The organism is Rouxiella sp. T17, assembly GCF_036663475.1.
In the GTDB taxonomy this organism is placed as follows: domain Bacteria; phylum Pseudomonadota; class Gammaproteobacteria; order Enterobacterales; family Enterobacteriaceae; genus Rouxiella.
The window spans coordinates 66,812-93,602 of record NZ_JAWUEA010000021.1; the positions used below are offsets into that span (position 1 = coordinate 66,812).

20 protein-coding genes are annotated in these 26,791 nt (G+C 45.0%); 5 read left to right on the forward strand and 15 right to left on the reverse strand.

Going from position 1 to position 26,791, the window contains the following annotated elements; genetic code table 11:
- Positions 1-486: 486 nt before the first annotated feature.
- The 13 genes from SC206_RS05420 to SC206_RS05480 form a co-directional block, all read right to left on the reverse strand.
- Positions 487-2,529 carry a T6SS effector phospholipase Tle3 domain-containing protein gene (locus SC206_RS05420; protein WP_332734945.1) on the reverse strand — a complete coding sequence of 681 codons (2,043 nt, stop codon included), beginning with the start codon at positions 2,527-2,529 and terminating at the stop codon, positions 487-489.
- A 15-nt stretch (positions 2,530-2,544) separates the two neighbouring features.
- Positions 2,545-3,297, reverse strand: coding sequence for a T6SS immunity protein Tli3 family protein (locus tag SC206_RS05425; protein WP_332734947.1), 753 nt, complete (start codon positions 3,295-3,297; stop codon positions 2,545-2,547).
- Positions 3,298-3,356: 59 nt separating this feature from the next.
- A complete protein-coding gene (locus SC206_RS05430; RefSeq protein WP_332734949.1) occupies positions 3,357-4,109 on the reverse strand; it encodes a T6SS immunity protein Tli3 family protein in 753 nt (250 codons plus the stop codon).
- 246 nt (positions 4,110-4,355) lie between these two features.
- Positions 4,356-5,789: a hypothetical protein gene (locus SC206_RS05435; protein ID WP_332734951.1), complete on the reverse strand. Its 1,434-nt coding sequence runs from the start codon at positions 5,787-5,789 to the stop codon at positions 4,356-4,358.
- On the reverse strand, positions 5,789-6,046 hold the full coding sequence (locus SC206_RS05440) for a PAAR domain-containing protein (protein ID WP_332734953.1): 258 nt from the start codon (positions 6,044-6,046) through the stop codon (positions 5,789-5,791). The genes SC206_RS05435 and SC206_RS05440 overlap by 1 nt, the downstream gene beginning before the upstream one ends.
- Positions 6,043-8,067 carry a T6SS effector phospholipase Tle3 domain-containing protein gene (locus tag SC206_RS05445; protein ID WP_332734955.1) on the reverse strand — a complete coding sequence of 675 codons (2,025 nt, stop codon included), beginning with the start codon at positions 8,065-8,067 and terminating at the stop codon, positions 6,043-6,045. Before SC206_RS05445 ends, SC206_RS05440 begins: the two co-directional genes overlap by 4 nt.
- 21 nt (positions 8,068-8,088) lie before the next feature.
- Positions 8,089-9,018 carry a T6SS immunity protein Tli3 family protein gene (locus SC206_RS05450; RefSeq protein WP_332734957.1) on the reverse strand — a complete coding sequence of 310 codons (930 nt, stop codon included), beginning with the start codon at positions 9,016-9,018 and terminating at the stop codon, positions 8,089-8,091.
- A 78-nt stretch (positions 9,019-9,096) separates the two neighbouring features.
- Positions 9,097-10,071 (reverse strand): T6SS immunity protein Tli3 family protein, encoded by a 975-nt coding sequence (locus SC206_RS05455; protein ID WP_332734959.1) that lies wholly within the window; start codon positions 10,069-10,071, stop codon positions 9,097-9,099.
- A 196-nt stretch (positions 10,072-10,267) separates the two neighbouring features.
- The gene (locus SC206_RS05460) at positions 10,268-10,525 is read right to left on the reverse strand and encodes a PAAR domain-containing protein (protein ID WP_332734961.1); all 258 of its coding nucleotides are present in this window, start codon (positions 10,523-10,525) and stop codon (positions 10,268-10,270) included.
- Positions 10,522-12,546 (reverse strand): T6SS effector phospholipase Tle3 domain-containing protein, encoded by a 2,025-nt coding sequence (locus SC206_RS05465; protein WP_332734963.1) that lies wholly within the window; start codon positions 12,544-12,546, stop codon positions 10,522-10,524. The genes SC206_RS05460 and SC206_RS05465 overlap by 4 nt, the downstream gene beginning before the upstream one ends.
- 3 nt (positions 12,547-12,549) lie before the next feature.
- Positions 12,550-13,497, reverse strand: a complete 948-nt coding sequence (locus tag SC206_RS05470) for a T6SS immunity protein Tli3 family protein (protein ID WP_332734965.1) — start codon at positions 13,495-13,497, stop codon at positions 12,550-12,552.
- Positions 13,498-13,576: 79 nt separating this feature from the next.
- Positions 13,577-14,551, reverse strand: a complete 975-nt coding sequence (locus tag SC206_RS05475; RefSeq protein WP_332734967.1) for a T6SS immunity protein Tli3 family protein — start codon at positions 14,549-14,551, stop codon at positions 13,577-13,579.
- Between the two features lie 17 nt (positions 14,552-14,568).
- Complete coding sequence (locus SC206_RS05480) at positions 14,569-17,070, reverse strand: type VI secretion system Vgr family protein (protein ID WP_332734969.1); 2,502 nt, start codon at positions 17,068-17,070, stop codon at positions 14,569-14,571.
- Positions 17,071-17,814: 744 nt separating this feature from the next.
- Between SC206_RS05480 and ovoA the strand changes: the two genes are divergently transcribed.
- The 3 genes from ovoA (at position 17,815) to SC206_RS05495 (ending at position 21,838) form a co-directional block, all read left to right on the forward strand.
- Positions 17,815-19,956: a 5-histidylcysteine sulfoxide synthase gene (ovoA, locus tag SC206_RS05485; protein WP_332734971.1), complete on the forward strand. Its 2,142-nt coding sequence runs from the start codon at positions 17,815-17,817 to the stop codon at positions 19,954-19,956.
- A 566-nt stretch (positions 19,957-20,522) separates the two neighbouring features.
- The gene (locus SC206_RS05490; protein WP_332734973.1) at positions 20,523-21,395 is read left to right on the forward strand and encodes a winged helix-turn-helix domain-containing protein; all 873 of its coding nucleotides are present in this window, start codon (positions 20,523-20,525) and stop codon (positions 21,393-21,395) included.
- Complete coding sequence (locus tag SC206_RS05495; RefSeq protein WP_332734975.1) at positions 21,395-21,838, forward strand: hypothetical protein; 444 nt, start codon at positions 21,395-21,397, stop codon at positions 21,836-21,838. The genes SC206_RS05490 and SC206_RS05495 overlap by 1 nt, the downstream gene beginning before the upstream one ends.
- Before the next feature lie 49 nt (positions 21,839-21,887).
- Here SC206_RS05495 and SC206_RS05500 read toward each other — a convergent pair whose 3' ends face one another.
- Positions 21,888-22,844: a helix-turn-helix domain-containing protein gene (locus SC206_RS05500; protein WP_332734977.1), complete on the reverse strand. Its 957-nt coding sequence runs from the start codon at positions 22,842-22,844 to the stop codon at positions 21,888-21,890.
- A gap of 513 nt (positions 22,845-23,357) precedes the next feature.
- Between SC206_RS05500 and SC206_RS05505 the strand changes: the two genes are divergently transcribed.
- Positions 23,358-25,034 carry a dihydroxyacetone kinase subunit DhaK gene (locus tag SC206_RS05505; RefSeq protein WP_332734979.1) on the forward strand — a complete coding sequence of 559 codons (1,677 nt, stop codon included), beginning with the start codon at positions 23,358-23,360 and terminating at the stop codon, positions 25,032-25,034.
- 201 nt (positions 25,035-25,235) lie between these two features.
- On the opposite strand, the gene SC206_RS05510 is transcribed toward SC206_RS05505, so the two are convergent.
- Positions 25,236-25,868, reverse strand: coding sequence for a carbonic anhydrase (locus tag SC206_RS05510; protein ID WP_332734981.1), 633 nt, complete (start codon positions 25,866-25,868; stop codon positions 25,236-25,238).
- Positions 25,869-26,266: 398 nt separating this feature from the next.
- Here SC206_RS05510 and SC206_RS05515 point away from each other — a divergent pair, with 398 nt between their 5' ends.
- On the forward strand, positions 26,267-26,551 hold the full coding sequence (locus SC206_RS05515) for a DUF1435 family protein (protein WP_332734982.1): 285 nt from the start codon (positions 26,267-26,269) through the stop codon (positions 26,549-26,551).
- Positions 26,552-26,791 lie beyond the last annotated feature (240 nt).

A 26,791-nucleotide genomic window follows, 5' to 3' on the forward strand; every position in this document is an offset into this window, starting at 1 on the left:
CGTTATACCCTGTCATCAGCATGAGGTTGCACAAGAGTCTAAACGGTACTTACCTAGATGCTTGGTCATATAAAGAGAATCTTTGGCCCAGCGTTGCTATACCTTCTAATTTAAAACTAGATGAGGTCGATGAAACTTTGCCACGGGTAAAGTGAGATTATCCAGTACAACTACGAATTTTTTCATGCTGACTCCTGTAACAAAACATTCTAATGAATTTTCCTATCTGATTAACGGTATTCCGCAATTCTGAGCAATGAATAAAATAAAAAAGACTACAAGTAAGGTAAATAGCCAAACAAGTGAAATAATTCCACCTGAATTTAATTTTTTTATACAAAGCCAAAGTATCAAGGTGATGGCGCTTCCTATGAGTATTGCATGTATTGCCAATACAAATACGACCAGCCCTAACATATTAAATCCTTATGTAATTATTGAAAATAATGAAAAACTCTACTGAATAAATTATGTATTCACCCATAATCAATTATTATTAATATTTGAGTGCATACGGCTTTTAGAAGCTTCTAGTGCCCTTGTTAGCTTATAATAGGGTTCTGTAGAAATAATTGAGGGAACTGGAGGGATGGATAACTCACCTTTATTGAAATAGCTGTCATAGCCTTTCGTCCAGTCAGCACGCGCACGAAGCTCAGCCATAAAGGCCTTGTCCCAGGTTGCATCACAGAAGCCAATAGGTAAATCAAAGGCAGCGACCTGTTCCATAAATTCGGGACTGTTTGGCAAGGTACTGTGATCGGTGGGCTGTGATATAAAGGACCCCACGCGGATTCGGTGTTCTTCGTCCGTTTCAAGTCTCATCTCTGGTTTTACTTTTGGATAATCTTTACCTGTAGGACGATACTTACCGGTTGGTACCTGAATTTTTGGGTACATCAAGACATAGTTTGCAAAGGTGTCGTCGTTGGGTAAATTTGTATCTACATCATACTGCCCCCAGGCAAACCCTACTCGAGATTTAGGGTGTTTATCCCAATGTTCCCCATCACCTTGGCGTGTCTTGTCAAAATCTGCCATAGCAGAAGCTGCAATAGGTTTCGGGACTTCTTCGGCATTGATATCGATAGTCTGAGGATTTGGTGTGTTATAGGTCAGAAAATCACCACCGTCATCCCAAAAAGGCTTGCCATCAGGTAGTGGCCAGAACGGTGTTTTAGGGTTAGGTGCAGTTCCACAGGGCGTGGCCCGAGCCATCATTCGCTGAAACAGATGTTTTTTATGCCCTGTAATGAGTTTGTGTGGCTCTTGCTTGGTGATGTTGGGTAGCCCTTGCCAGCCAAGGCTGAGTAAAGGCGAGGAGCCCATCACGCGGTCGTGCGGATTGCAGTAAATATAAAAACGCCCGTGATTATCTCGCTCCGAAATCCATCTGTCGGAAGTAGTAGTTTCTTTTAATTGCTGTTTTTCCACTGCCGGATATGTCTTTCCTGAAGAAACATAAACATACTCAGCAGTTTCAGTTGTCGTGACCTGTGGGATTTTTGATTTATGCTTTATCAATGGAGTCCAGGGGCTATTTTCTTCAGATTTCCCAACAATTAAATCTTTATATTTATCAAGCGTCAGGAAAGTTGCGCGCTCTGCTACTTTATTAATGATGGCTTCCAGCGTTTGCTCCCGAGCCTTATCCGATATGATTTCGTTATCCGGCAGAGAAAAGTTATCTGCCACTTTTGTTTTCATCGCGTATGGTGAATTCAGAATAAATAATGCATCCGGTGCTTTTTTTGCAAGAGCAGTTGCTGCCAACGCGATCATAGTTCCCTGACTGTGTGAAATAATGCTTACAGTATCTCTTGGATATTCTTTTCTGATTAAATCCAATAAATCAGCCAGTCTTTTAACGGCGTGAGCATAATATTTACGCGGCGGCGCGCTAGTCAGTAAACGATCAAAATCAGGGGCAAAGTCTTGTACCTTAATTGGTATATGGCGTAATCTTTCATTAAAACCAGTTTCCCCCCATAGAGAAACCAAGTTATTGGTTCCGTTCTGGAATGGACCTCCCCCCCAAAACCAAGGCCCTTTGGCCTGTAGCGCTTCAGGCTTCAGCCCCTGTTTTTTCAACGCGCGGTAATCTTCGTTTTGGCGGTTGACCAGCGGAATAAGGTATCTATCTTCCTCTCCCGCTGCGGAGTGGTATCCCCAATAAAAACGGACCACTGGGGAGTTTCCCGCATTCAGCAGTTTGCGATCTTTCTTATAATTTTCAGAATCAGAGGGATCGTCGCAATTGTACTGATTATATTCCAGCATATAAGGAGTATCTTCCAATCCCAATCGGGTATTTAATCCTTCACATATATTTTTTTCAGCGCTTGCAAACCATTCGCCGGTAGAATTAACCCCATGTACAAAGATGATAATGCCGGGATAATGTGGCGGAGGCTGGCATTCAGCCCTAACTTTTACGTTCTTAGGAGACAAACTACTCCGAAAATATGGTTTCCCGTTGTCATCAAAGATGCAGACTGATTTACGCGTAGGGTCTTTTATCTTTTCCATTTATGTATTTCCATATTATTTATTAATGAACTTTATATGTGTAGGTTTGATTTTATTATCGCAATGAAAATATTCATCTTTTGAGGGTATAGGATGATTAATATTTGTAGACAATAACCATTCGTAATCAATTGTATTTTTTTGTGGGATTATAAATTTTTTGCTGTATTTAGAGACTGTACTGTTTTGTATGAAAATAGCATCGTTGGTTACGGTTGCAATAGCATCTATGAATATTTCGCTACTGATTGTCGTATTGTTTTTGTTGTTTAGGTCTATGTATTTTATAAAAAACTTTGAGTATCCATACTTGTAATTAACATCTCTACTTGGATATGCAATGATGCTATCATTGGCTGCATAAATAAATCTACCTTTAAACGCTAATGTGTCATTTGCTTTGCTCACTGACACTTCATTTTGAGGCCTTTTATCTGCTCCCTCATAATCAGCCAGAACCTTAATTTTTTTATTCGTATCGTTATAATAAACAAATCCGCCGTTGTGACAGTCCAAGTATTGCTCCAGCGTAAAGAAACGGTGATCGTCAATGCGGTAAACGACCTGCGGATCTACGTCGATTTCAACATCCCTGATAGCCCTGCCACCGGAACCGCTGGGGAATCCAAAGCCAAAACTTCCGCCGACTGTCGGGAGCATGGAGATAACTAGGCCTCCAATAATCCATATTCCAAAAAATATAGCCGCCATCACCCCGATTACTTTCAACGCCTTTCTGATATCACTGGTTTCATTTTTATTACTCATAATCAAGATCCATTTTTAATTATCACATCCCGATTGAACACTTTCAGTGTCAACCCATCTTAGTCAGAAATGTATTTTAAGCGTCGTGGTTTAATAGTGTTGTCACAGTGGAATTGGTCATCTATAGACACTCTGTTGATATGAACTTCTGAAGCTGGAATCCATTTATAATAATCTGATTTTTTTGGGATGATGAATTCTTTGAAATGTTTTGGAAAGGGATTGTTTTGAACATAAATAGCCTCATCCGTGACGGTGTTCGTATTGTAATTCGATGGTGAAACCTCAAATTTTGCATTTTTAGATGGGGTGCTGATATTTTTATAAGCTATATAATGAGTAGAGTTTCCGTATTTATAGCTCACGTCTCTAGTTGGATAAGCAATCACATTGTCGCTGGCGGCATAAATAAACTTACCGTTAAGTGAAAGCACATCGTTTAGCTGCATTGTTGTAATTTCGTTTTGAGGCCTTTTATCTGCTCCCTCATAACCAGCCAAAACCTTAATCTTTTTGTTCGTATCGTTATAATAAACAAATCCGCCGTTGTTGCAGTCCAAGTATTGCTCAAACGTAAAGAAACGGTGATCGTCAATGCGGTAGACAACCTGCGGATCTACGTCGATTTCAACATCCCTGATAGCTCGGCCACCGGAGCCGCTGGGGAATCCAAAGCCAAAACTTCCGCCGACTGTCGGGAGTATGGAGATAACTAGGCCTCCAATAATCCATATTCCAAAAAATATAGCCGCCATAACACCGATTACTTTCAACGCCTTTCTGATATCACTGGTTTCATTTTTATTACTCATTATTAATGTCCATTTTTAATTATCACATCCTAATTTAACACCGCGATCTTCAACGTATCCACACCAATAATTTATTTTTTGTAAAATAGATAAGAGTCTGTTTCGCACTATTTAATATTGACGAGATCTTTTTGCCTCTTTATTTAAATTGATCTATTTTTTAATTAATAAGAATTAATAAGTGCTGCATGTAATTAATTACTTGAGATACGTTGATCGACGCCAATCTGCTCACCCATATTATCTTCATTGTCGCGCAGAGCGGATAAAGTGCGGCTCAAGTCGACGATTTAATATGGCCCGCAAACCAACGGTAGTGCCAATCATCGTGACAACCAGAGTCAGGATCAGCGAGAGTGCGCCCCAAAAAGAAAATATCCAGTCTGGAAAGAGATGGCCGAGAGACCAGAACATTACCAGATTGAAAAGCAGTGAGGCGACTAGGCATCCGGCAGGGTAGACATCGCTGGGCAACTGGCTGTAATAGTCAGACTGAACCGGCGCTTCTGTTCCGACCACGACTGCCCAGCCTGACTCTTCTATACCCGCCAATATCCATTGGCTACCTTGATCGTGCGTGAGTCTCTCGGCGGCGGTGCCGAGCATCAGCCAGCTAGAAAGAGGACCGTATCCTCCGCAACGTTTGTCGAAATCAAGCTGTCCACCCATTGGGGCTTCTTTGCGCAGCGGCAATTTCAGGTCGTGGACAACGGCATTGAGTTTTTGACGTAGGGAGTCGGTTAGTCCGGAGAACCACACCAGACTAATAGACTCCGCCGGTTGCTGCGTCATATCGTGCAGTTCAAGCAACTCTTCCGGCAAGTTTTTTAGATTCAACGGCATGGCTCTAAAAAGCTGGGGGGCATTTTGTTGTGCTTCAGCGTTGAGCAGGCTGTCGGGAGAAAGCAGGAGGCCGGTAGCAATTTCGCCGAGAGGCTTTTCTTCCACACCCTCGTAGTAGAGCAGTGCAATAACGATAGAGGGTGTCTGTGCGTCCAGACAGGACTCTAGAATTTCCAGAGACGCCTGCGGCTCGACAGGTTTTATCTGCAAGGCGTATTCGGGATAATGCGTTTTCCAAAGTTCTTCGAGGTAGAAAATGTGTGTTTCATTGACCTCCGTTTGCGTCTGCACGTAAAGACTGAATGTTTGTTGTCTGGGTAAACTCAGCGCATTAATAGCGTTTTTAAACGACATCAGAATACGGCGACAGATGATTTCAAAACGATAAATGCCTGGCGGCACATCCTCGTCTGGAAACAGCAAAATGGCAGGTTCTTCTTCATCGTCTTCAGAAAGATACAAATCCGCAGCCTGCGGGCAGAAATTCAGGTTAGTAGTAAAGTTAACACTATCAACGATATGCAGATGCTGATGAGTCCAATTTTGCCACGCAGCGTGAGAGTCTGCTTGCCAGTATGTCCAGCTGTGATATTGCAACGCTTCGGCTTCCCATGAGAGAAGATAAGCAGACAGGCATGACAATATCGCGACCAGCGTGAAGCCGGTCAGCGACAGGTAATTGCCTGAAGATAAAGGGTTAACTTGGGTTGATGGCGCATCCAGCGCCACCCAGACTACAGCCAGTGCAATGGCCAGCAGAAAAATTAACACGCAAACCCATGGCGACCATGCTGGCGGCTTTTGTCGCGATGCCGCCTGAGGAATTGACCAGCTCATTATTTGAACCCTACATCAGGCAAGCTGGCATACACCACCGATCCGCATTCGGTTTTACAGCCCTGCACCACAATGCCCTTTCCCTCCTCGTCATAACCCGGCTCGCATTCGATAATACGGTTTGGGCCGTGTCTAGGGCAGCTCACGCTGTCGTTTAGCAGCGCGGCATTTTTGCCTCTGATTTCAAACGTCGATGAAGCAGAAATGACTGTGCCGCCGTGAGAGGTTTTATCGCCAAGAACCACTACATTTTTCATGCGAGTTCTCCCTGTGATTTCTTAGCCTGGATGAAAGCGATATTGATTTCCTCGGCCTCTTTCACCGCATCTTTATGACGCTGATCGGCATTGGCATCTGCGTCTTTGCGGATAAGGGGGGGAAGTGGGGGGGCAATAAATTTGCCCGTTTGGTAATAAGGATCTGAATTCAAGTTTGTCCAGTCGGCCATATCGCGCAGCATCATCATCTGGTATTCGTTCTGACCTATATTGCAGAATCCTATGGGTAAGTCATAGGCCACCACTTGCTGAAGAAAAAGAGGGTTTTGGGGTAATTCACTGTGGTCGGCAGGCCGGGATATATATTGGCTAATACGAAAGCGCATTTGCTCTACGCTTTCTCTGTCCATATTTGGTTTGTCATGGGGAGAGCTTGACTTGACAGGGAATGTTCTTCTCTGCATGTAACCATACAGCTTGATATAATATTTGAAGGTAATGTCATTGGGTTCTTTTGATTTAGGATCTATTTGTCCCCATCCGTAGCCATAATCACCATAATTTTTGTCAGTAGGATAGATTCCATTAGCAGCCAGATCAGCGGGTAAACCCTTAATGCCCTTCCGTTCTATATCGAGATTAGCCAGCTGCTCAGCAGTGATAGGCAGGGGGACCTGTTCAGCATTAATGTATAGCTTTTGTTTTGGGTCGGGATCTGGCCATGCCTTACGGCTAAATACAGTCTTATCGTTATTATCCCAGAACGAGTTGCCGCCCTTTGGCTTCCAGTCTTTACGCATATCCGGCAAGGTACCGAACGGGGTTTGCGGGTTAGGGGCTTCGCCACAGGCCATATTACGGGCGAGCATGCGCACAAAAAGTGAGTTTTTTGGGACCATCTTAAATAGAGGATGCTTGCGGGTATAATTACTTTCCTTGGTGTTAGGAAGCCCCTGCCAGCCGATACTCAGTAAGGGGGATGATCCCATTACCCGATCATGCGGACTGCAATAGATATAGGTGCGGCCGTGATTGTCCCGCTCCGGAACATCGGGGTGGGAGGTTTTACCCGCCGGATGCCAGTTTTCACGCGCACCATCAAGACCGCAAATGAGTTTTTTTGGGTCGGCGTTCTTTAGGCGGTCTTTATTTTCCGCCACTTTGCCGACAATATCAGCAAAGGTGACACGCCTGGCAACTTCAGAAACACATTCCGATAATTCATAGGTGACAAAATCTATCCCTTTGCTTTCAAGACAGAGCGGGGAATTCATCAAAAAGAGCGCATCGGGTGCGGCACCTTCCATTGCTGCCGCGGCACTGGCAATCATTGTGCCCTGGCTATGGGAGATTATGGTTACGGTATCCGTCGGACTAAGTTTGCGGATCATTCTCACCAAATTAGCCAGTCGCCCGGCAGCATGGGCGAAATACTCACGAGGTGGTGCATTGGCCAAAAGGCGGTCTGTTTCCTCATTAAATGCCTGCGCACTAAAAGGGATTGGAATGTGTTTTAAATATTTGCCAAAGCCCTTCTTGCTCCATAAAGAATACAGCGACGTGCAGCCGTTTTGAAAAGGGCCGCCGCCCCAGAAAAATGGATAGGTATTATTTTTCAGCTCTTCAGGATTAAGATCTCGGTAGCTTGTACCTTTTTCGGTTCTTAGTGGGATAACATATTTATCTTCAGTTCCTTTTTTGGCGCTGTAACCCCAGTAAAAACGAATAATTGGAGAGCGCTCAACTTTAATAATCTTTATCGGAAAGGTACCGTCCTCCCTATATAAATTGGGCTTTAGGGCAAACTTTGTACCTTTCAAACCAAGACGTTGATTAAGGCCCTCACAAAGATTTTTTTCTGCATCGCGGTACCATTCGCCGTCGGAATTTACGCCATGAACAAAGATAACCAAACCTGGAAGTTGGATCTCTTTATTGACTTCACAGACAACACCAACACTCTTAGGGCTCATGGTACTTTTGGCCTGTTGAAGGCCATTGGGCGTCGTTTTAGTTTTCAGTAAACGTGTAGGCTTATCGTGCATGTAGGCATTAGACATGGGGCATCCTTAATTTCTAGATTAACGGGGAAGTAAATCGATAGTGCAACTAAAATGGGTTGCACTCTGAGGTGCAGGTATTAAATCTGGAAGTTTATCTTCGGGTACTTCATCTCTTATAGCAGCATATAAAATGCTTATTTTATGACCCAGGTTAGTAAGCTGTTGTTCGTTGTATGAATATTTAGTCAATAATAATCTTCCACTTAAACCTAAAGGATTCTCTTTATCTAGTGCGTCTTGAGGTATTCCCATTGCCAGCATTTTTTTGTAAAAAATATCGTCAATTAAAACTTCACGGGATTGAATGAATTTGCCAGTACTGTTAAGTACGTATTTGTCCGCAGTATATTGGTCGTTTTTAATGTAAAAAGCATCATCGGTAATAATGATGGTGAAATCTTTAGAATCGGAACTGTTAACTGCACTAAAGTTAATATTCTGATATTTTTCCCCACCATCAACACTGACTGACAATATACTGCGGGCGCAGCCTCTGAGTGAGTCTCCACAAGGGTCGCTATCACCGCGAACAAAAGGGAGAACCAGTAGGTCGTCATTTTTCGCTGCCCAGATAAATTTCCCTTTGTAATTCATCGTACCTTCGGAAAGGAACCAAAGTTTAGTTTTTATATTTTTTATATCATTATGATAATAAATCGAGCCATCATCGCAGTTACTGTAATTTTCCAAGGTGAGATAGCGGTTTTTATCAATGTGATAAATTACCTGCGGCACACTTGTGGATTTTAGAGTTAATTGCTGCTTTCTGGCTTCATCTCGGATAACTTCCTGCTCTTCATAATTTTTTCGAGCCTTACGATATTCCCCCCAGCCGGAAAAAGGATTTACTATAGCGACACCTCCCCAAGGGCCAGCGACACAACCTGTTAAACTTAATGCGATAGAAAGACCGAGCGCGCTGACGATTAATTTCGTTATCTTCTTCATGATCATTTAATTCCTTTTAATCATTCATCAAAATTATTGTTATAGCGTAACGACCTTCGGTTCTGTTGTTTGCGTTTTTCAAGAAGCATCTATTATCTCTGCAATTATTTTAGCGTCGTTCAAGGTGTTTTTAGGGGAAGGCATTGTGCAGCTAAATTTGCTACTGCTAAAATTGCTTGGTTTAATACTGGGGAGTTGCTCGACAAATGGTGAGTGGTTAAGGGTATATCTTAGATCTGAAGACTTAACTCTCAGCGCATAAAGTTGTGCTTCAGTAAAATGATACTTATTTTTTAACAAAGCATTATAAGATCCCCTTGAATCGGTTTTATCTAAAGCATCTTCTGGCACGCCCCATTTCAACATTGCTTTGTAAAGTTCGGCCTTAATCCATGCTTGTCTCACATTATAAAATTCACCAGTGCTGTTAAGTACGTATTTATCAGCAGTATACCTGTCGCTTTTGATATAAATAGCATCATCAGTTATAACGATCGTGTAATCTTCAGAGTCTGCGCTATCAATTGCACTAAATATAATGCGTTGAAAATTTTTTCCGCCATCATTACTGGCTGACAATATACTGTAAGCACAGCCGCTGCCTGAGTTACCGCAGGAATCATCATCACCACTTACTAAGGGAATAGCCATTATATTGTCGTTTTTCGCAGCCCAGATAAACTTGCCTTTATAGTTCATGATTGCTTTGGAGTAATGCCAAAGTTTGGTTTTTATCTTTTTATTATCATTGTAATAATAAAGTGTTCCAGTATTACAATTACTATAATTCTCCAAGTTGATATAGCGATTTTTATCAATGCGATAGACAACCTGCGGCGGGTTATAGACTTCCGCCAATTTTTCCTTCTTTCTGGCTTCAATTTTTATAACTCTCTGCTCTTCATAATTTTTTCGAGCCTTACGATATTCCCCCCAGCCGGAAAAAGGATTTACTATAGCAACACCTCCCCAAGGGCCAACGACACAACCTGTTAAACTTAATGTGATAGAAAGACCGAGCGCGCTGACAATTAATTTGGTTATTTTCTTCATGATTCATTTAATTCCTTTTAATTATTCATCAAAGTTATTGTTATAGCGTTAACGACCTTTGACCCTGTTGTTTGTATTTTTTAAAGAAGCATCCGTTACCTCTGCGATTATTTGAGCGTCGTTCAAGTGGTGAATTTGTACGAACCGGACTGATAGGTAACTTGTCCATTTACCGCCTGAGGAATTGTTCAGCTCATTATTTGAACCCTACATCAGGCAAGCTGGCATACACCACCGATCCGCATTCGGTTTTACAGCCCTGCACCACAATGCCCTTTCCGTCCTCGTCATAACCCGGCTCGCATTCGATAATACGGTTTGGGCCGTGTCTAGGGCAGCTCACGCTGTCGTTTAGCAGCGCGGCATTTTTGCCTCTGATTTCAAACGTCGATGAAGCAGAAATGACTGTGCCGCCGTGAGAGGTTTTATCGCCAAGAACCACCACATTGTTCATGCGAGTTCTCCCTGTGATTTCTGGGCTCGGATGAAAGCGGTATTGATTTCCTCGGCCTCTTTCTCTGCCTCTTTATAACGCTGACCGGCATTGGCATCTGCATCTTTGCGAATAAGGGGGGGAAGTGGAGGGGCAATAAATTTGCCCGTTTGGTAATAAGGATCTGAATTTTGTTGTGTCCAGTCGGCCATATCACGCAGCATTTTCATCTGGTATTCGTTCTGACCTATATTGCAGAACCCTATGGGTAAGTCATAGGCCACCACCTGCTGGAGAAATAGCGGGTTTTGGGGTAAATCACTGTGGTCGGCGGGCCGGGATATATATTGGCTAATACGAAAGCGCATTTGCTCTACGCTTTCTCTGTCTATATTTGGTTTGTCATGAGGAGAGCTTGACTTGACAGGGAATGTTCTTCTCTGCATGTAACCATACAGCTTGATATAATATTTGAAGGTAATGTCATTTGGTTCGCTTGAAGTGGGACCTATTTGTCCCCATCCGTAGCCATAATCACCATAATCTTTGTCAGTAGGATAGATTCCATTGGCAGCCAGATCAGCGGGTAAGCCCTTAATGTCCTTGCGTTCTACATCAAAATTAGCCAGTTGTTCCGCAGTGATAGGCAGGGGAACCTGCTCGGCATTTATGTATAGCTTTTGTTTTGGGTCAGGATCTGGCCATGCCCTACGGCTAAATACAGTCTTATCATTATTATCCCAGAATGAGTTGCCGCCTTTTGGTTTCCAGTCTTTACGCATATCCGGCAAGGTTCCGAACGGGGTTTGCGGGTTAGGGGCTTCGCCACAGGCCATATTACGGGCGAGCATGCGCACAAAAAGTGAGTTTTTTGGGACCATCTTAAATAGAGGATGCTTACGGGTATAATTGCTTTCCTGGGTGTTAGGAAGGCCCTGCCAGCCGATACTCAGTAAGGGGGATGATCCCATCACCCGGTCATGCGGACTGCAATAGATATAGGTGCGGCCGTGATTGTCCCGCTCCGGAACATCGGGGTGGGAGGTTTTACCCGCCGGATGCCAGTTTTCGCGTGCACCATCAAGACCACAAATGAGTTTTTTGGGGTCAGCATTCTTTAGGCGGTCTTTATTTTCCGCCACTTTGCCGACAATATCAGCAAAGGTGACACGCCTGGCAACTTCAGAAACACATTCCGCTAATTCATAGGTGATAAAATCTATCCCTTTGCTTTCAAGACAGAGCGGGGAATTCATCAAAAAGAGCGCATCGGGTGCGGCGCCTTCCATTGCTGCCGCGGCACTGGCGATCATCGTGCCCTGGCTGTGAGAAATTATGGTTACGGTATCCGTCGGACTAAGTTTACGGATCATTCTCACCAAATTAGCCAGTCTCCCGGCAGCATGGGCAAAGTACTCACGGGGTGGGGCATTGGCCAAAAGGCGGTCTGTTTCCTCATTAAATGCCTGCGTACTTATAGGGATTGGGATGTGTTTTAAATATTTGCCAAAGCCCTTCTTGCTCCATAAAGAATACAACGACGTGCAGCCGTTTTGAAAAGGGCCGCCGCCCCAGAAAAATGGATCTGGGCTGTTTTTAATCTGTTCATTATTTAGATCGGTATAACTCACTCCTTCTTTTGTTCTCAATGGGATGACAAAATCCTTTTCTTTTCCTTTTTGTGCACGATATCCCCAATAGAAACGAATGACAGGAGAGCGGCCTTTTTTAATAACTTTTACTGGGTATGTATAATCTTCGTTATATTCATTAGCTTTTAATTTAAAATCTGTTCCTTCCAAGCCAAGCCGGACATTAAGACCTTTACAAAGGTTTTCTTCTGCCGGGGCATACCATTCGCCGTCGGAATTTACGCCATGAACAAAGATAACCAAGCCCGGAAGTTGGAGCCCTTTATTGATTTCACCAAGAACATTAACACTCTTGGGGCTCATGGCACTTTTAGCTTGTTGAAGGCCATTGGGTTTTTTTTTACTATTTAATAAACGTGTAGGCTTATCGTGCTTATATGTTTTAGACATAGATCATCCTTGATTTTTAGAGGGAGTTGGTATCATGGAAATATTGCAACTAAATTTGCTACTTAATGAGTTCCCTGCTTTCTCATCAGGAAGTTTCTCTAACGTAGGAGAGTCATTAAATTGATTAAACAATGCCTTGGCTTTAATACTTACTTGATAAATTTGGGCATCTGAGTAGTAATGCTTATCTTTTAGCCAAATAAATGAGTATCCTAATGGATTACTTTTTACCAAAACATCTTCTGGTACACCGAACTGCAACATTCTTTTATAAAACTCATCTTGGATCCAAGCTTGCCTCACGTTATAAAATTTACCTGTGCTATCAATCGCGTATTTGTCAGCAGTATATCTGTCGCTTTTTATATAGATAGCATCATCAGTTATAACGATCGTATAATCTTTAGAGCCGGAGCTATTACTTGCACTAAATATAATATTCTGATATTTTTCTCCGCCATCAATACTGACTGATAATATACTGCGGGCGCAGCCTCTGAGTGAGTCGCCACAAGGGTCGCTATCACCACGAACAAAAGGGAGAACCAGTAGGTCGTCGTTTTTGGCTGCCCAGATAAATTTCCCTTTGTAATTCATCGTACCTTCGGAAAGGAACCAAAGTTTAGTTTTTATATTTTTTATATCATTATGATAGTAAATCGAGCCATCATCGCAGTTACTGTAATTTTCCAAGGTGAGATAGCGGTTTTTATCAATGTGATAAATGACCTGCGGCACACTTTTGGATTTTAGAATTAATTGCTGCTTTCTGGCTTCATCTCGGATAACTTCCTGCTCTTCATAATTTTTTCGAGCCTTACGATATTCCCCCCAGCCGGAAAAAGGATTTACTATAGCGACACCTCCCCAAGGGCCAACGACACAACCTGTTAAACTTAATGCGATAGAAAGACCGAGCGCGCTGACGATTAATTTCGTTATTTTCTTCATGATTCATTTAATTCCTTTTAATAATTCATCAAAAATATTGTTATAGCGTAACGACGTTTAGCTCTGTTATTTGTATTTTCTAAGAAGCATCCGTTACCTCTCCAATTATTTTATCGACGTTCAAGGTGTTTTTAGGGGAAGGCATTGTGCAGCTAAATTTGCTGCTGCCTAAATTTCCTGTTTTGATATTGGGGAGTTTCTCGATAAATGGCGAGTCGTTAAGAGTATCAAATAGAGCTGAAGACTTAATATCCAGTTTATAAATTTGTGCTTCAGTGTAATGGTATTTGTTTATCAGCAAATTTCCGTCAAACCCGCTTGATCTTGTTTTATCTAAAGCATCTTCTGGCACACCTAATTTTAATATTTCTTTGTAAAGCTCGTCCTTAATCCATGCTTGTCTCACATTATAAAATTCACCAGCACTGTTGATCGCGTATTTTTCTGCGCTAAATCTGTCTTTTTTAATGTAGATAGCATCATCAGTTATAACGATCGTGTAATTTTTAGAGTCTGAGCTATATATTGCGCGAAATATAATGCGTTGAAAATTTTTGCCGCCATCATTACTGACTGATAATATACTGCGGGCGCAGCCTCTGACTGAGTCCCCGCAGGGGTCATTATCACCACGAACAAAAGGGAGAACCAGTAGGTCGTCATTTTTCGCTGCCCAGATAAATTTCCCTTTGTAATTCATCGTACCTTCGGAAAGGAACCAGAGTTTAGTTTTTATATTTTTTATATCATTATGGTAATAAATCGAGCCATCATCGCAGTTACTGTAATTTTCCAAGGTGAGATAGCGGTTTTTATCAATGTGATAAATGACCTGCGGCACACTTTTGGATTTTAGAATTAATTGCTGCTTTCTGGCTTCATCTCGGATAACTTCCTGCTCTTCATAATTTTTTCGAGCCTTACGATATTCCCCCCAGCCGGAAAAAGGATTTACTATAGCGACACCTCCCCAAGGGCCAACGACACAACCTGTTAAACTTAATGTGATAGAAAGACCGAGCGCGCCGACGATTAATTTCGTTATCTTCTTCATGATTCATTTAATTCCTTTTAATCATTCATCAACGTTATGATCATGTCTTTAGCGGCATTTGAGGCTATGGTTTGCGTCTTGCCAGAAGCATCCGTGACACCTTCAATTATCTGACCGTCGTCTAGCGTGATTTTGTATTTTTGAGAAGCCAGTGGTTTACCGTTGAGCGGATGAGTAATGACAAACGCCTCACTGAACTGTTCAGGTTCAAATGATTTCATGGCGCTTTGCATGCTGGCCGCGCCTTGTTTTACGATGCCGCCATTTTTCACCAGCAGTTTTCCCGGCCCGCCAATCTCGACGTTTCCGCCTTTCAGCTTGATATAGGCTCCGCCGCAAATCAGAACCAGCTCATCCTGAGCCGTCACGGTCATCTTTTTGCCACTGGCAACGTGCGTATCGTCCGTCGACCAGGTGGTGACTTTTCCGCCCTGCGCCTGAATATCGATGTCGCCATGGGTCGCAAACATCTTGGTTCCCTTGCGACTGAAAAGGCTGATTTGATCACCGGCCGCGACGGTAAAGGCCTTCGTTGCGCCGATATCTACCTGCTCACCGGCGGTCAGCGTCAGGCTCTCTTCCGCGTAAAGCTGCATGCTGTCACCGCTGACAATCCCGATGCCTTTTGGCGCGCTCAGCAGTAAAACGGCCTGCTGAAGCTTGTCGAGTTTTTGCTGCAGCAGGGCCTGTTGCCGGTCGATGTCTGCGGCCAATGCCTGAGCCTGCTGAGCACTGGCCGACAGGCTTTGCATTTCAAACATCGCATTCGAAAGCAGCGCATTGGCCCGCTGCATCTCCAGCTGCCGACCGCCCGCAGAAGCCTGTAGGTCGGCCGAAATAAACACGCCCTTGCCGCCGCGAACGGACACCCAGTCGTCGGTGCGCAGCTCGGCGCCGTGGCCGCGGTCTTCACGCTTATCATCAACCAGCGCGCCGAGGTTCAGCTGGCTTTTGCCGCTGGCGGGCGTCGAAAGCTTGATGTGCTCCTTACCCCGCGTGTCGTCCAGTCGAAGCTTGTTGTTCGCCGGCGTGCGTATGACGTTTCGCTTATAATTCGGTAACGCCACGGGGTCGGGATGGCGGGAATCGTGCAGCGCACAGGCAATATAAGGCCGGTCGACGTCGCCGTTTTCGAATGCAATCGCCACGCCGGTGGAATCCAGCAGCGGCATATGAAAACCGTAGGTATCGCCGGCGTAGGGTTTGGCCAGTCGCAGCCAGCAGCTCTCAAAGCCTTTTTGCCACTCGGTGCGGTCGAAACCAAACCGGGCGCGGTATAAACCGTCGGCGTTGATGTGGGCGTAAGGTTCATCGGGATGGGCGCTGGATATGCGGGCAGGCAGCGTGCCGGTGATAACGGGCCACGGCAGCAGGGCGGGGCGATAGGGGTATTGGGTATTACGCGGCACGGCAGTGAAGGTGACAAAATATGCCGTGTCGCGGGCGACGTTTGTAGAGCTTGTAGAAACGATCAGCAGGCCGTCGGGCGCTTCCGGCCACTCTTTGCCCGGAGTGGTGATGACCATGCCCGGCCGCAGCGTCATGCAGTTGGATTTGCCCTCAAGGGTGATTTGTTCGCTGAGGTAGCGTTCCCGACGGCGTTTTGCATACCAGATACCTTGTCCGGGCTGGCTGCTGTGTTCCTTGCCCGGTTCGGGATAGTGCTCGCCCCAGCGGTAATCTTCGGCGACCAGTGCCGGATAGTCCGGCTGGGTGGTCGCCGACGCGGTCATGTCGTTTTGCACGGCGGGATAGTAGTCATCGTTGACCAGCACCGACTTCGGAATGGCTTTGCAGCTGACCGACATATCCCAGACGGATTCGATGCCGCCGTCGAACATGCCCGCCGGATTGCGCAACGGAATGGTCACCGGCTCTGGCCACGCGTAAGCATGATCGGCCAGCACCATGACGTCACAGTGGCTTTCTTCGTTATATTCGAAGAAATAGGAGATGCCGGTGTCGGCCAGACGTCGCGCAATGTGCGCATAATCGCTTTCGCCAAACTGCATCATAAATGTCTGCTGCGGATAGCTCTCGTTGAGCGCAAGGCGAAAATCCAGCCGGTCCATGCCGTAACGCCGGAAGGTGTTTTCGGTCATGCTGATCACGCTGTCATTCTGGTAGATGGCGTTATTGCTGCCCTGATTCAAGCAGGTGACGCGGTGTTCCAGCGTCGCGACGTAGCGTGTTTCATCGGCGGAGGTGCTGCACTGGCGAAACTGGGTGATAACGCCCGGGATAACGCGGGGTGTAACGGATTCCCACGGCTGGCCGTCGGGGTACATCAGCAGCAGGGCAGAGTAGTTAATGATGTGTTGAGCGGCAATGTCTTTCACCGCGCTGGTGAACTCAATGTCATAGCGCGGGATATCGCTGATGGCCTCGCTGCCGCTGAACTTGAGTACCGAAATATCGACACCGGGTTGCTGGATTTCCAGCTGGGTTAATTTAAGCTGATAATGGTTGTGGACCGGTAATTTACTGCCGGCAAGAATATATTCCTCAAGGCTCATCATTTAATTCCTTTTAATAAAAATGGGCGTGCGTGACAAATTTAATTTCAGATAATGTGTAATCACGTTAACTGATAATAATTTATGGGCGTATTAAAATAATAAAGTATTGATGGTGTGAATATATCGACAACCTTAGATTCTATGCACTGATAGCGCGCGGCAGCGCACCGCATTCCCTTTAAATATTTTATTTAAACGCCTTGTTTCCTTAATGTGGAGAGGCGTTATGGATCAATCATTGCTAGAGCTTTATATGTTGCTGTAAAATATAAATAAATTACCAAAGCCAGCATGGTATCGATTCATTTTTATAATTTATAGGATCTAAAAGTAGTTTGTTTTAGAAAGCTTTAACTAATTAGGTGTGGGATAATTATTAATTGTATTGCTGTTAATTCTTTAAAGCCAGAGTTTTAACCTTGATTAAATAAAGAATAATAAATTATGATGGTTTATTATTAATTTAATTGTTTTAATTAACGAGATGATAATATTTAGAATATAAAATGGGTTTCCGTTTCTGAAGTATTCTGAACCCCGTTCCGGCAGCTGAGTGTCTTCCCTTATCCTCCTACTGCCGTGGCTTTTACTTGCTTAGCTCATTGATTACATTAGCTATGCAAGGTAACTGCGGTCTAAGACTATTTATTGCTTACACTTTTCCCCTCAGTCAAAAACGATGCCTTTTCTGCACCTGCTACACTTATTCCTGTTCTGTTTCCAAAACAATGATAAGGAATAACGATGGCGAGCAGCAAAGCGATTAGCGGAGGTTTACCCGCTCCAACGAAGACCTTACTGTTGAGCGGTAATGACGTTGAGAAAAAACGCGATGAAATTCTTGGATATTTTAACCAGACCTGGGAACTGTATGAGAGCCTGTTTGACATCCTGATAGACGAACGTGCCTACTTCACCAAGGCGATTTCCCTTCGGCATCCGCTGATTTTCTATTTCGGTCACACGGCGACTTTCTATATCAATAAACTGATGGCGGCGGGGCTTATCCACGAACGCATCGATCCTAATATTGAAGCGACGCTGGCAATCGGCGTGGATGAAATGAGTTGGGACGATCTGGACAACAGTCATTACAGCTGGCCAACGGTTGCCGAGCTGCGCGACTATCGCGGCAAGGTCCATCAGCGAGTCACCGATCTGATTAAAACCATGCCGATTGAACTGCCGCTCGATTGGGAAAGCCCGGCGTGGATTGTGATGATGGGAATTGAGCACGAGCGCATTCATTTGGAAACCTCGAGCGTTTTAATGCGCCAGTTACCGATTGAATGGGTCGCGCCTCAGCCACATTGGCCAGTCTGTCAGAAATCGCGCACCGATCGCACGGCGGCACCGGTGAACTCATTGGTTTCACTGCCTGAAACGAAAGTGACTCTTGGTAAAACGGATGAAACGTATGGCTGGGATAACGAATACGGACATTCAGAAACAACCGTGAGCGCCTTTAAAGCCAGTAAAATGCTGGTGAGCAACGCCGAGTTTTATGAGTTTGTACAGGCTGGCGGTTATAAAAACCCGCAATGGTGGGATGAAGAAGGGCAAGGCTGGCTGAGTTTCTCAAAAGCAGAAATGCCAACGTTTTGGGTCGGTTCCATTGATCAACCGGCTCAACTCAGGTTGAGACTGCTGGCCGAAGAGGTTGCGATGCCCTGGGACTGGCCGGCTGAGGTTAATCAGCTCGAAGCCGCGGCTTTCTGTCGCTGGAAAGCCGACGACATGGGCAAATCAATTCAGTTGCCGACCGAAGCGGAATGGTATGTCTTGAGAGAGCAGGTCGAGGGCGATCAAACCGATTGGCAGCAGGCGCCGGGTAATATCAATCTGGCTTATTGGGCGTCGAGTTGTCCGGTCGACCGTTTCCCGCAGGGCGATTTTTATGACATCGTCGGCAACGTGTGGCAGTGGACTACCACGCCGATCAACGGCTTCGACGGCTTCAAGATTCACCCGATGTACGACGATTTCTCGACGCCAACTTTTGATGGCAAGCACGCGATTATCAAGGGCGGCAGCTGGATCTCGACCGGCAATGAAGCGCTGAAGTCGGCACGTTACGCTTTCCGCCGTCATTTCTTCCAGCATGCGGGCTTCCGTTATGTGCTGTCGACGCATCAGGAGAAAGTCACCGTTAATCCTTATGAAACGGATACGCTGGTCTCACAGTATCTCGATTTCCAATACGGCCCGAGCTATTTCAACGTGCCAAACTATGGCCGCGCGCTGGTGGATATTGCCGAGCAGTGGGTCAACAAGCGCGGATCGGCGCTGGATATTGGTTGTGCGACGGGCAGAGCCAGCTTCGAGCTGGCGCGTACCTTCGATAAGGTAACCGGGATGGATTACTCGGCGCGCTTTATCGATGTGGCGCTGTCACTGGTTCGCGGCGAAGAACGGCGTTATCTGATGCCGGAAGAGGGCGAGCTGATGCAATACTGTCAGGCGAGCCTCGCGGATATTGGTATCACGCCTGAGCAGGCCTCGCGAGTGCAGTTTATGCAGGGCGATGCCTGTAACTTGAAGCCGCAAACCGAATCCTATGATTTGGTGCTAGCCTCGAATCTCATCGACAGATTGCGTGATCCTCGACGCTTCCTGCGTGACATCACGCCAAGAATCGTTAGCGGAGGCATTCTGATGCTCTCTTCTCCTTATACCTGGCTTGAAGAATTTACGCCTAAGGAGAACTGGATTGGCGGTGTACGCGAAAACGGTGAAGCGCTGACCAGCTATCAGGCATTACAGCGCCTGCTGGCGGCAGATTTTGAAGAGGTGCAATCGCCTGTCGATGTGCCGTTTGTTATTCGAGAAACCGCAAGAAAGCATCAACATACGGTGGCGCAGTTAACGGTATGGCGTAAAAAATAATGCGTTAAGCGACTTATTATTGGCGAACGTATAAACGAATCACAGGCCGACTCAATGCAAATTGGGTCGTTTTTTTTTAGCTCGCTGTTACTGCTTTCCGTCATTTCTTCTGACCACATTCGCAAATCACGAAAAAATCAGGTTTTACTCACATTTTACTCAGGAAAAAATCAGATAAAAATCAGGTTTTCCTCAGGGTATGTGAGGAATGAAGGATTTAGTCTCAATTTAAAAAGCGACTAAAATCACGGTTTTGCTCATTAGACTTTACTATTTAAGCGAAAAAGATAAGTTATTTTAAAAAGGGCCAGTAAAATTGAAAGTCACCATTAACTAAGAGAAACTCTACCTGAGTAAATCCTGAAAATATAAGGATTGTGCATGGTCGGCCTGAGAGGGATATGTTATGTTTTGGAAGATTAACCGGCAAGTAAGTTGAACATGCTTAATAAATTAAGTTTACTGCGTTATGGCCGTGGCATAGCCGAACCATGGTGGTTAAAAGAGAATAGCATGGTGGTTAAAAATAAATTCGCCAAACACCTTCAATAAATTAAGGATTTTTTATGGCAGGTAATAGAATGCCTTTGCGAGAGGGTGTTTATTATAATTCGGCTTTGTCATGTCTCGAAAGCCCTATTGGCGATATTCATCTCACCCCCAACGAGAAAAAAATCCTCGAGATAATTTTGGCAAAGCGCGGGAGAAAGGAGACGATTATTGAGGAAATATGGCACCAGCAGGGTATTGTGGTCAGCGAGTCCAGTTATCATCAATTAGTTAAAATGATTAGACGGAAATTTGTCGCCGCCGGTATGCCTTCTTCCAGTTTAAAAACCATTCCAAGATATGGCGTGGTTTACCGCAGTAATACGGATATCGAATCTGATAATGACGAGGAGTTTTATGACAAAAATTTAAATTTTTCAGAAAACGTTTCCGAAGGCCGATCTTTCTATTCCGTTGATAATATTAAAACTGAAGAATTACCATCCAAAGGCCTAATAGTTACTAATAGAGAAGAGTTTCCTAAAAGAGAAGGGCTTTCTAAAAGAGAACAGTTTTATAAAAACGAAGAGCTTTCTAAAAACGAAGAGTTCTATAAAAATGAAAAATTTTCTAAAAACGTAAAAGTTTCTAATTTATTAACCATTCTGAGTTGTACATTTTCTTCGTTAATTCTGATTGTGATTTTAATCGCTTACGATAATCAGGCGTATTTTCATCAGGTCAAGCACGTTGGAAACGTGAATTATTTTGTCGCGCCTACGACGAAAGTTTCGGAAATGCTATGGCAACGCATTGAAAGACAGGTGTTACCTGCAACAAAGGAAACCTATATCGCATCTAACGGCCCCAAGGTGTGGGTGGCTTACTGCGAGAAGAACATTTATAAGGACAATGCACCGTGCACCTACGAACATTTCTCAGTGTACTGATGGTAGTTATTGCGCTAACGCTTGCCGGTTATTACATGGCAACCCGCGTGTTATTTGATAAATCTATCCCCGATGCGCCATGCACAATGGACATCACCCACGGCGAGTTTATCAACGACCAGTACCGGCAGTATCAGTTTAAAGGGTCAATCACCTTATGGTTAAGAAACAATATGATAACCATCTTTGGAGTCTACAATACGGCCGAAGGGATGAAAAAGATTGCCCGCAGTTTGCTGCTTGATCATGTAAAAAAAGACAAAAAGGTGGTTACCGCGGAGGTGAAAGCCACGCACGTCGAACTTTCCGATGAGGTTCATGACCCAGAAAATTTTTTTGCCCGCACTAATGACAACCTAACGTTTCATTTCCAAAAAATAAAAAAAGGTGAATATTTGGTCATGATCAACAATAACTGGGTCGCTACCTGTCGTGAGCATTGAGCATGGCGTTAAAATATCTCTCAGTTTAGGCTCTATGCCTGTTTCGCCCCTACTTTTGGCGAAAATAGCAGGGTGACGCGCCATAAAATTTTAAGAAAGCCCGGCGCATGCTTTTAGGCCCTGAAAAGCCGCAGAAGCTGGCAATCTTGTCAATCGACAGACGATTCTGCACCACGTGATGACGCGCCACCTCCGCTCTGATTTGCGCCACCGCCTTGGCCGGAGAAGTGCCGGTTTCCTCTTTAAATAGCCGACTGAACTGACGCGGGCTGAGATTGGTCAGCTCAGCGAGATGAGTAATAGTGACTTTATTACGCAAGTTTTCTCGAATGAAACGCAGTGAAGTGATTATGCGATCGCTGTTGCCGTGTCGGCTAAAGTTTTGCAATACAGCAAGTTGGCTATTATTTTCATATTTATTAAACAAGCTCTCTATCGAGGCAATCAGTTGCATCGCCGCCGCTGCGCCGAGTTCTTCTTCAATCAATGTTAATGTTAAATCTATTCCAGCCCATACTCCGTTAGCTGTCCATACCTGTTTATTAAGAATCAACGCCGATTCTTTGTTGAAATCAACTTTAGGTAGGGCGCGCATAAAAGTCGTCAGCTGAAAATCTGCGTCCGATTTTGGCAGCGCGTTATTCGGGTCGGTAACAGAAAGCAGATCGGAAAGGGTGGTGGTTTGTTTACCAATAAAGGTCACTTTATGCCCTTCGCTTAATGAAGCATCAGGTGCTGATTTATTACCTTCCTGTTTAAATAAAGTCTGATTATTTTCCATAATGAACAGGCTGTTCAATGACTGCAACGTAGGCTGAATTGCTTTTAGGCTATTTACAGGCAGTTTACAGGCGCTATAAATTTCTCCTCCTTCGGAAGAGAGCAAAATAAGTCGATAAGCTTTGTTCTTCGGGTAAATTGAATTTGCTAAATCGACCGCCGCTGATAAGCGCGCAAGGGTTAGCATGTTAAAGCCGGTAGCAATAAAACAGCCTATTTTTTTCATTTTGGTGCTCTGATGGGCTCAAATCATCCAATATGAGTGACTTGTTAATATAAATTAATAATTTAATTTACTTTGATAAGAAGACGTCAGCTGAGTGGTGAAGGATGTTTTGCCGATAATAATAAAGTGGAATAAGTGACCCCGTCAATATGACTACCCCGATATGTTCATAGTGTTTATTTGTTTTGTTGAGCTTGGGTTTATTTAATGCCGATAATAACAACGAATATTGATTTTTTTAGGATATATAGACCTTGCTAATCATCTGTTTCTTTCGGATTCGTTTAAATATTTAATATAAATATTATAGAAAATTAAACCGAAATGATTTCTATACAAAGAGCGAGGAAGCTTTCTTAAAAAAGGTAAAAAGCGCAAAAAGCCTAAAAAAGGGGGATATATCTATTTAACCCCAAGGAATGCTACACGCGCCGCAGATTTTTTCACTATGCTTGGTTAAGTTTTCTACTTATCACAACAACAAGTTAACTTAAATCATGGAGTTCACTGGGTATGTCTAATTTTTTCATGAACGACCGTAAAACGCTGATTGATGATGTGATTGAAGGCGCGATTTTAAGTACTCCTTTTAAGAATCTCGCCAAGCTGGATGTCGACTCTGCAATACGCGTGGTTGTCCGTCGTGACTGGGATAAAAGCAAAGTCGCGCTAATTTCCGGCGGGGGTTCCGGACACGAACCCGCGCACGTTGGCTTTATCGGAAAAGGCATGCTGACCGCCGCCGTATGTGGCGATGTTTTTGCATCACCAAGCGTCGACGCGGTGCTAAACGCCATTGTTGCTGTCACGGGTGAGGCGGGCTGCCTGTTGATTGTTAAAAATTACACTGGCGATCGACTCAACTTCGGGCTGGCCGCCGAGAAAGCCAAAAATCTGGGTTATCAGGTTGATTTAGTGATGGTTGCCGACGACGTTGCACTGCCTGACAACAAGCAGCCACGCGGCATTGCGGGCACGGCGCTGGTTCACAAAGTGGCGGGTTATGCCGCCGAGCAGGGTAAAGCGCTGGCGGAAGTCGCCAAAATCGCGCAACAGGCGATCGACGCGACCTCGAGTATCGGCGTAGCCATGCACGGCTGTAATTTGCCAGGAGGCGATGATGACGAGGAAGAAAGCGATCGTATCGCGCCGGGTCAGGTCGAATTGGGACTGGGGATTCACGGCGAACCGGGTATCTCGACGCTGAAAACCCATAACTCCGAGAAAATAGTGAAAGCGTTAGTAGAAACGCTGCAACAGAATTTGAAGAAAAACGCCAAGCTGGCGGTACTTATCAACAATCTTGGCGGCGTCTCGCCGTTGGAGATGAATCAAATCACCAAAGAGCTGGTGCATTCCGAGTTGGCGGGGGCCGTTCGTTACCTGATCGGGCCCGCTGCGTTGGTAAGCGCGCTTGATATGAAAGGGTTTTCGCTATCGGCCATCGAGTTGAACGAGGGCATCGAAGAGGCGCTACTTTCAGAGGTTGAAGCCGCTGGCTGGCATCCTTTGGTCAAACTCGAAAAATTACCGGTTCAGAAAGGCAAAAAGATTTCTCAAAAAGTGAAGGTCAAAGCCTCCACGAATGAGGAGGTGAGTAAAATAATCACCACGATTACCGAAACGCTGGTTTCCCTTGAAAGCGAGCTAAACAAGCTGGATGCCAAAGTGGGTGATGGCGATACCGGCTCCACCTTTGCCTCCGGCGCTAAAGATCTGCTCGAGCAAAACAAAGGCAAAAAATTGCCTCAGGATGATTTATCGTCCCTGTTTGGCGTAGTCGGCGATCGTTTAGCGACTGTGATGGGCGGTTCAAGCGGCGTATTAATGTCGATCTTCTTCACTGCCGCAGGTCAGAAGGTTAGTGAAGGCGGCAATCTTGCGCAGTCGCTGCTGTTTGGCCTCGAACGCATGAAACATTACGGCGGCGCAGATCTCGGCGATCGCACCTTGATCGATGCGCTACAGCCTGCCTTGGAGGCGTTGGACAAGAAAGCCGGAGATTATAAAGGTGCCGCCAAGGCCGCTGCGAAAGGAGCGAAGGATACCGCCAGCATGAAAAAAGCCAACGCGGGGCGATCTTCCTACCTTAATAGTGAAAGTCTGAAAGGGGTGAAAGATCCCGGCGCCGTGGCGGTCGAGAAAGTGTTTGCTGCCCTGCTTGAGCAAAATACGGTTACCAAGAAATGATCTTCTAAAGACAGGTTTCTAGAAACAGAGCTATAGAAAATAGATTTCCAGAAACAGGTTCGACGATGTAAAAAAAGCCCCTGACTTTTAGAAAGGGGCTTTATTTTTTTCTTAAAGCTCAGACTTTGTAGACTCTAGATCTGACTCGAGATCTAAAGAAAGCAGGCCTTTAGAAACCAAACCTTTTAAAGAGCTTGATAGTTAACTTTCCAGCGCGTATTCAGGCGCATTTTGCTGCACCAACTCTTTCAAATGTCCGGTATGCAAATCATAGACACAGCCGTAAATTTCCAGCTTGTGTCCTTCACTCCAGCGCTGTAAAACCGGCTCGGTGGCGGTGAGATTAGCGAATTGCGTCAATACGTTAGCTTCGACCAGCTGCTTTTGGCGGGCAGTTTCGTCTTGCGCGGAAGAGGTGTCATGCAAGCTCTCGCTCAGCGCCTGACGAAGCAGTCGAATGCGACGAGAAAGGGCGTTATCCTGTGCGGCCAGCGGCATGTCGGGCAGCGCGCTTGCAGCCTGCACACCGCCACAGCCGTAATGGCCGCACAGGATAATGGCAGAAACATTGAGGTATTCCAGCGCGTATTGCAGCACGCTTTGCAGGTTATCATCATCTTCAACCACCATGTTGGCGATGTTGCGATGCACGAACAGTTCACCCGGATGCGAGCCGGTCAGCACTTCGGCAGGCACGCGACTGTCGGAGCAGCCAATCCACAGCGAATGCGGTTGCTGCGGCTGTGAAGTGTTGGCGAAATACTGCGGGTCGCACTGGCACTGGGTGTCGGCCCAGCTTTTGTTACGTTCAAGGAGGGGTTTCAGGATCGTCATAATGTGCTTCTCTCTGTCAGGGGATTATCGGCCTTGTGGCGATGTTCCGGTGGCAATAAACGTCGTAAATCTCGAACCTTCGATTACGGCTTGAAGCTTATTGATACATTTCAAAACAGATTAGCTAATCCTCTGAGATAAATAAAATCACCGTTTCAGCGATCGGCGTCGCATTTTTGAGATCTGTTTTTTGATCTAAATCATGTTAAAGCCAGTTATTACGCGATTCCTTTCCCATCCGCGCACATGAAATCCCCTGTTTTTTATCCGGAGAAAATTACAGTTCTTTGCATAACCCGACCTAAAACGTACAGATAATGCACGGCGAAAGGGGTGCGCAATGAGAAAAATTGCTATATGCTACTAGTTATCATTATCAGTTAACGTGGGGCAGCAGCATGATTGCAGCAATTGTTACGGCATGCGGATTATGGGGAGTCAGTTGGTGTCTCGGAAAGCGTCTTTCCAGTGCCTGGGGCGTCCTTCTGCCTTGCGCGCTATTGCCCTTGCTGGCGATGGCAAACATGACGCTCGGACAGCTGAAAATACTGGTGATTTTCGCGATGCTGGCCACGCTGGTGATGTTACTGAATAATAAGTTGAGGCATTACATGCTGTTGCCGTCTTTTGTTGCCTTGGCGGGCGGACTGGCAGCCGTATCGGTGAACTTCAATTTGATGTAATGGCTTTGCTGGAAAACAGCGTCTGGAACAAAAATGCGGGAATAAAGGATCAGAAATAAAGCTTTTGGATGTAAATCAAGAAGGATAAAACAGAAGGGTATTTAGGGAATTTAACGCGGAGTGATAAGTAGAATAACTAAATGAAATCAGAAAAAGAGTCATCTGGTGCGAAGAGAGGGACTTGAACCCTCACGTCCGTAAGAACACTAACACCTGAAGCTAGCGCGTCTACCAATTCCG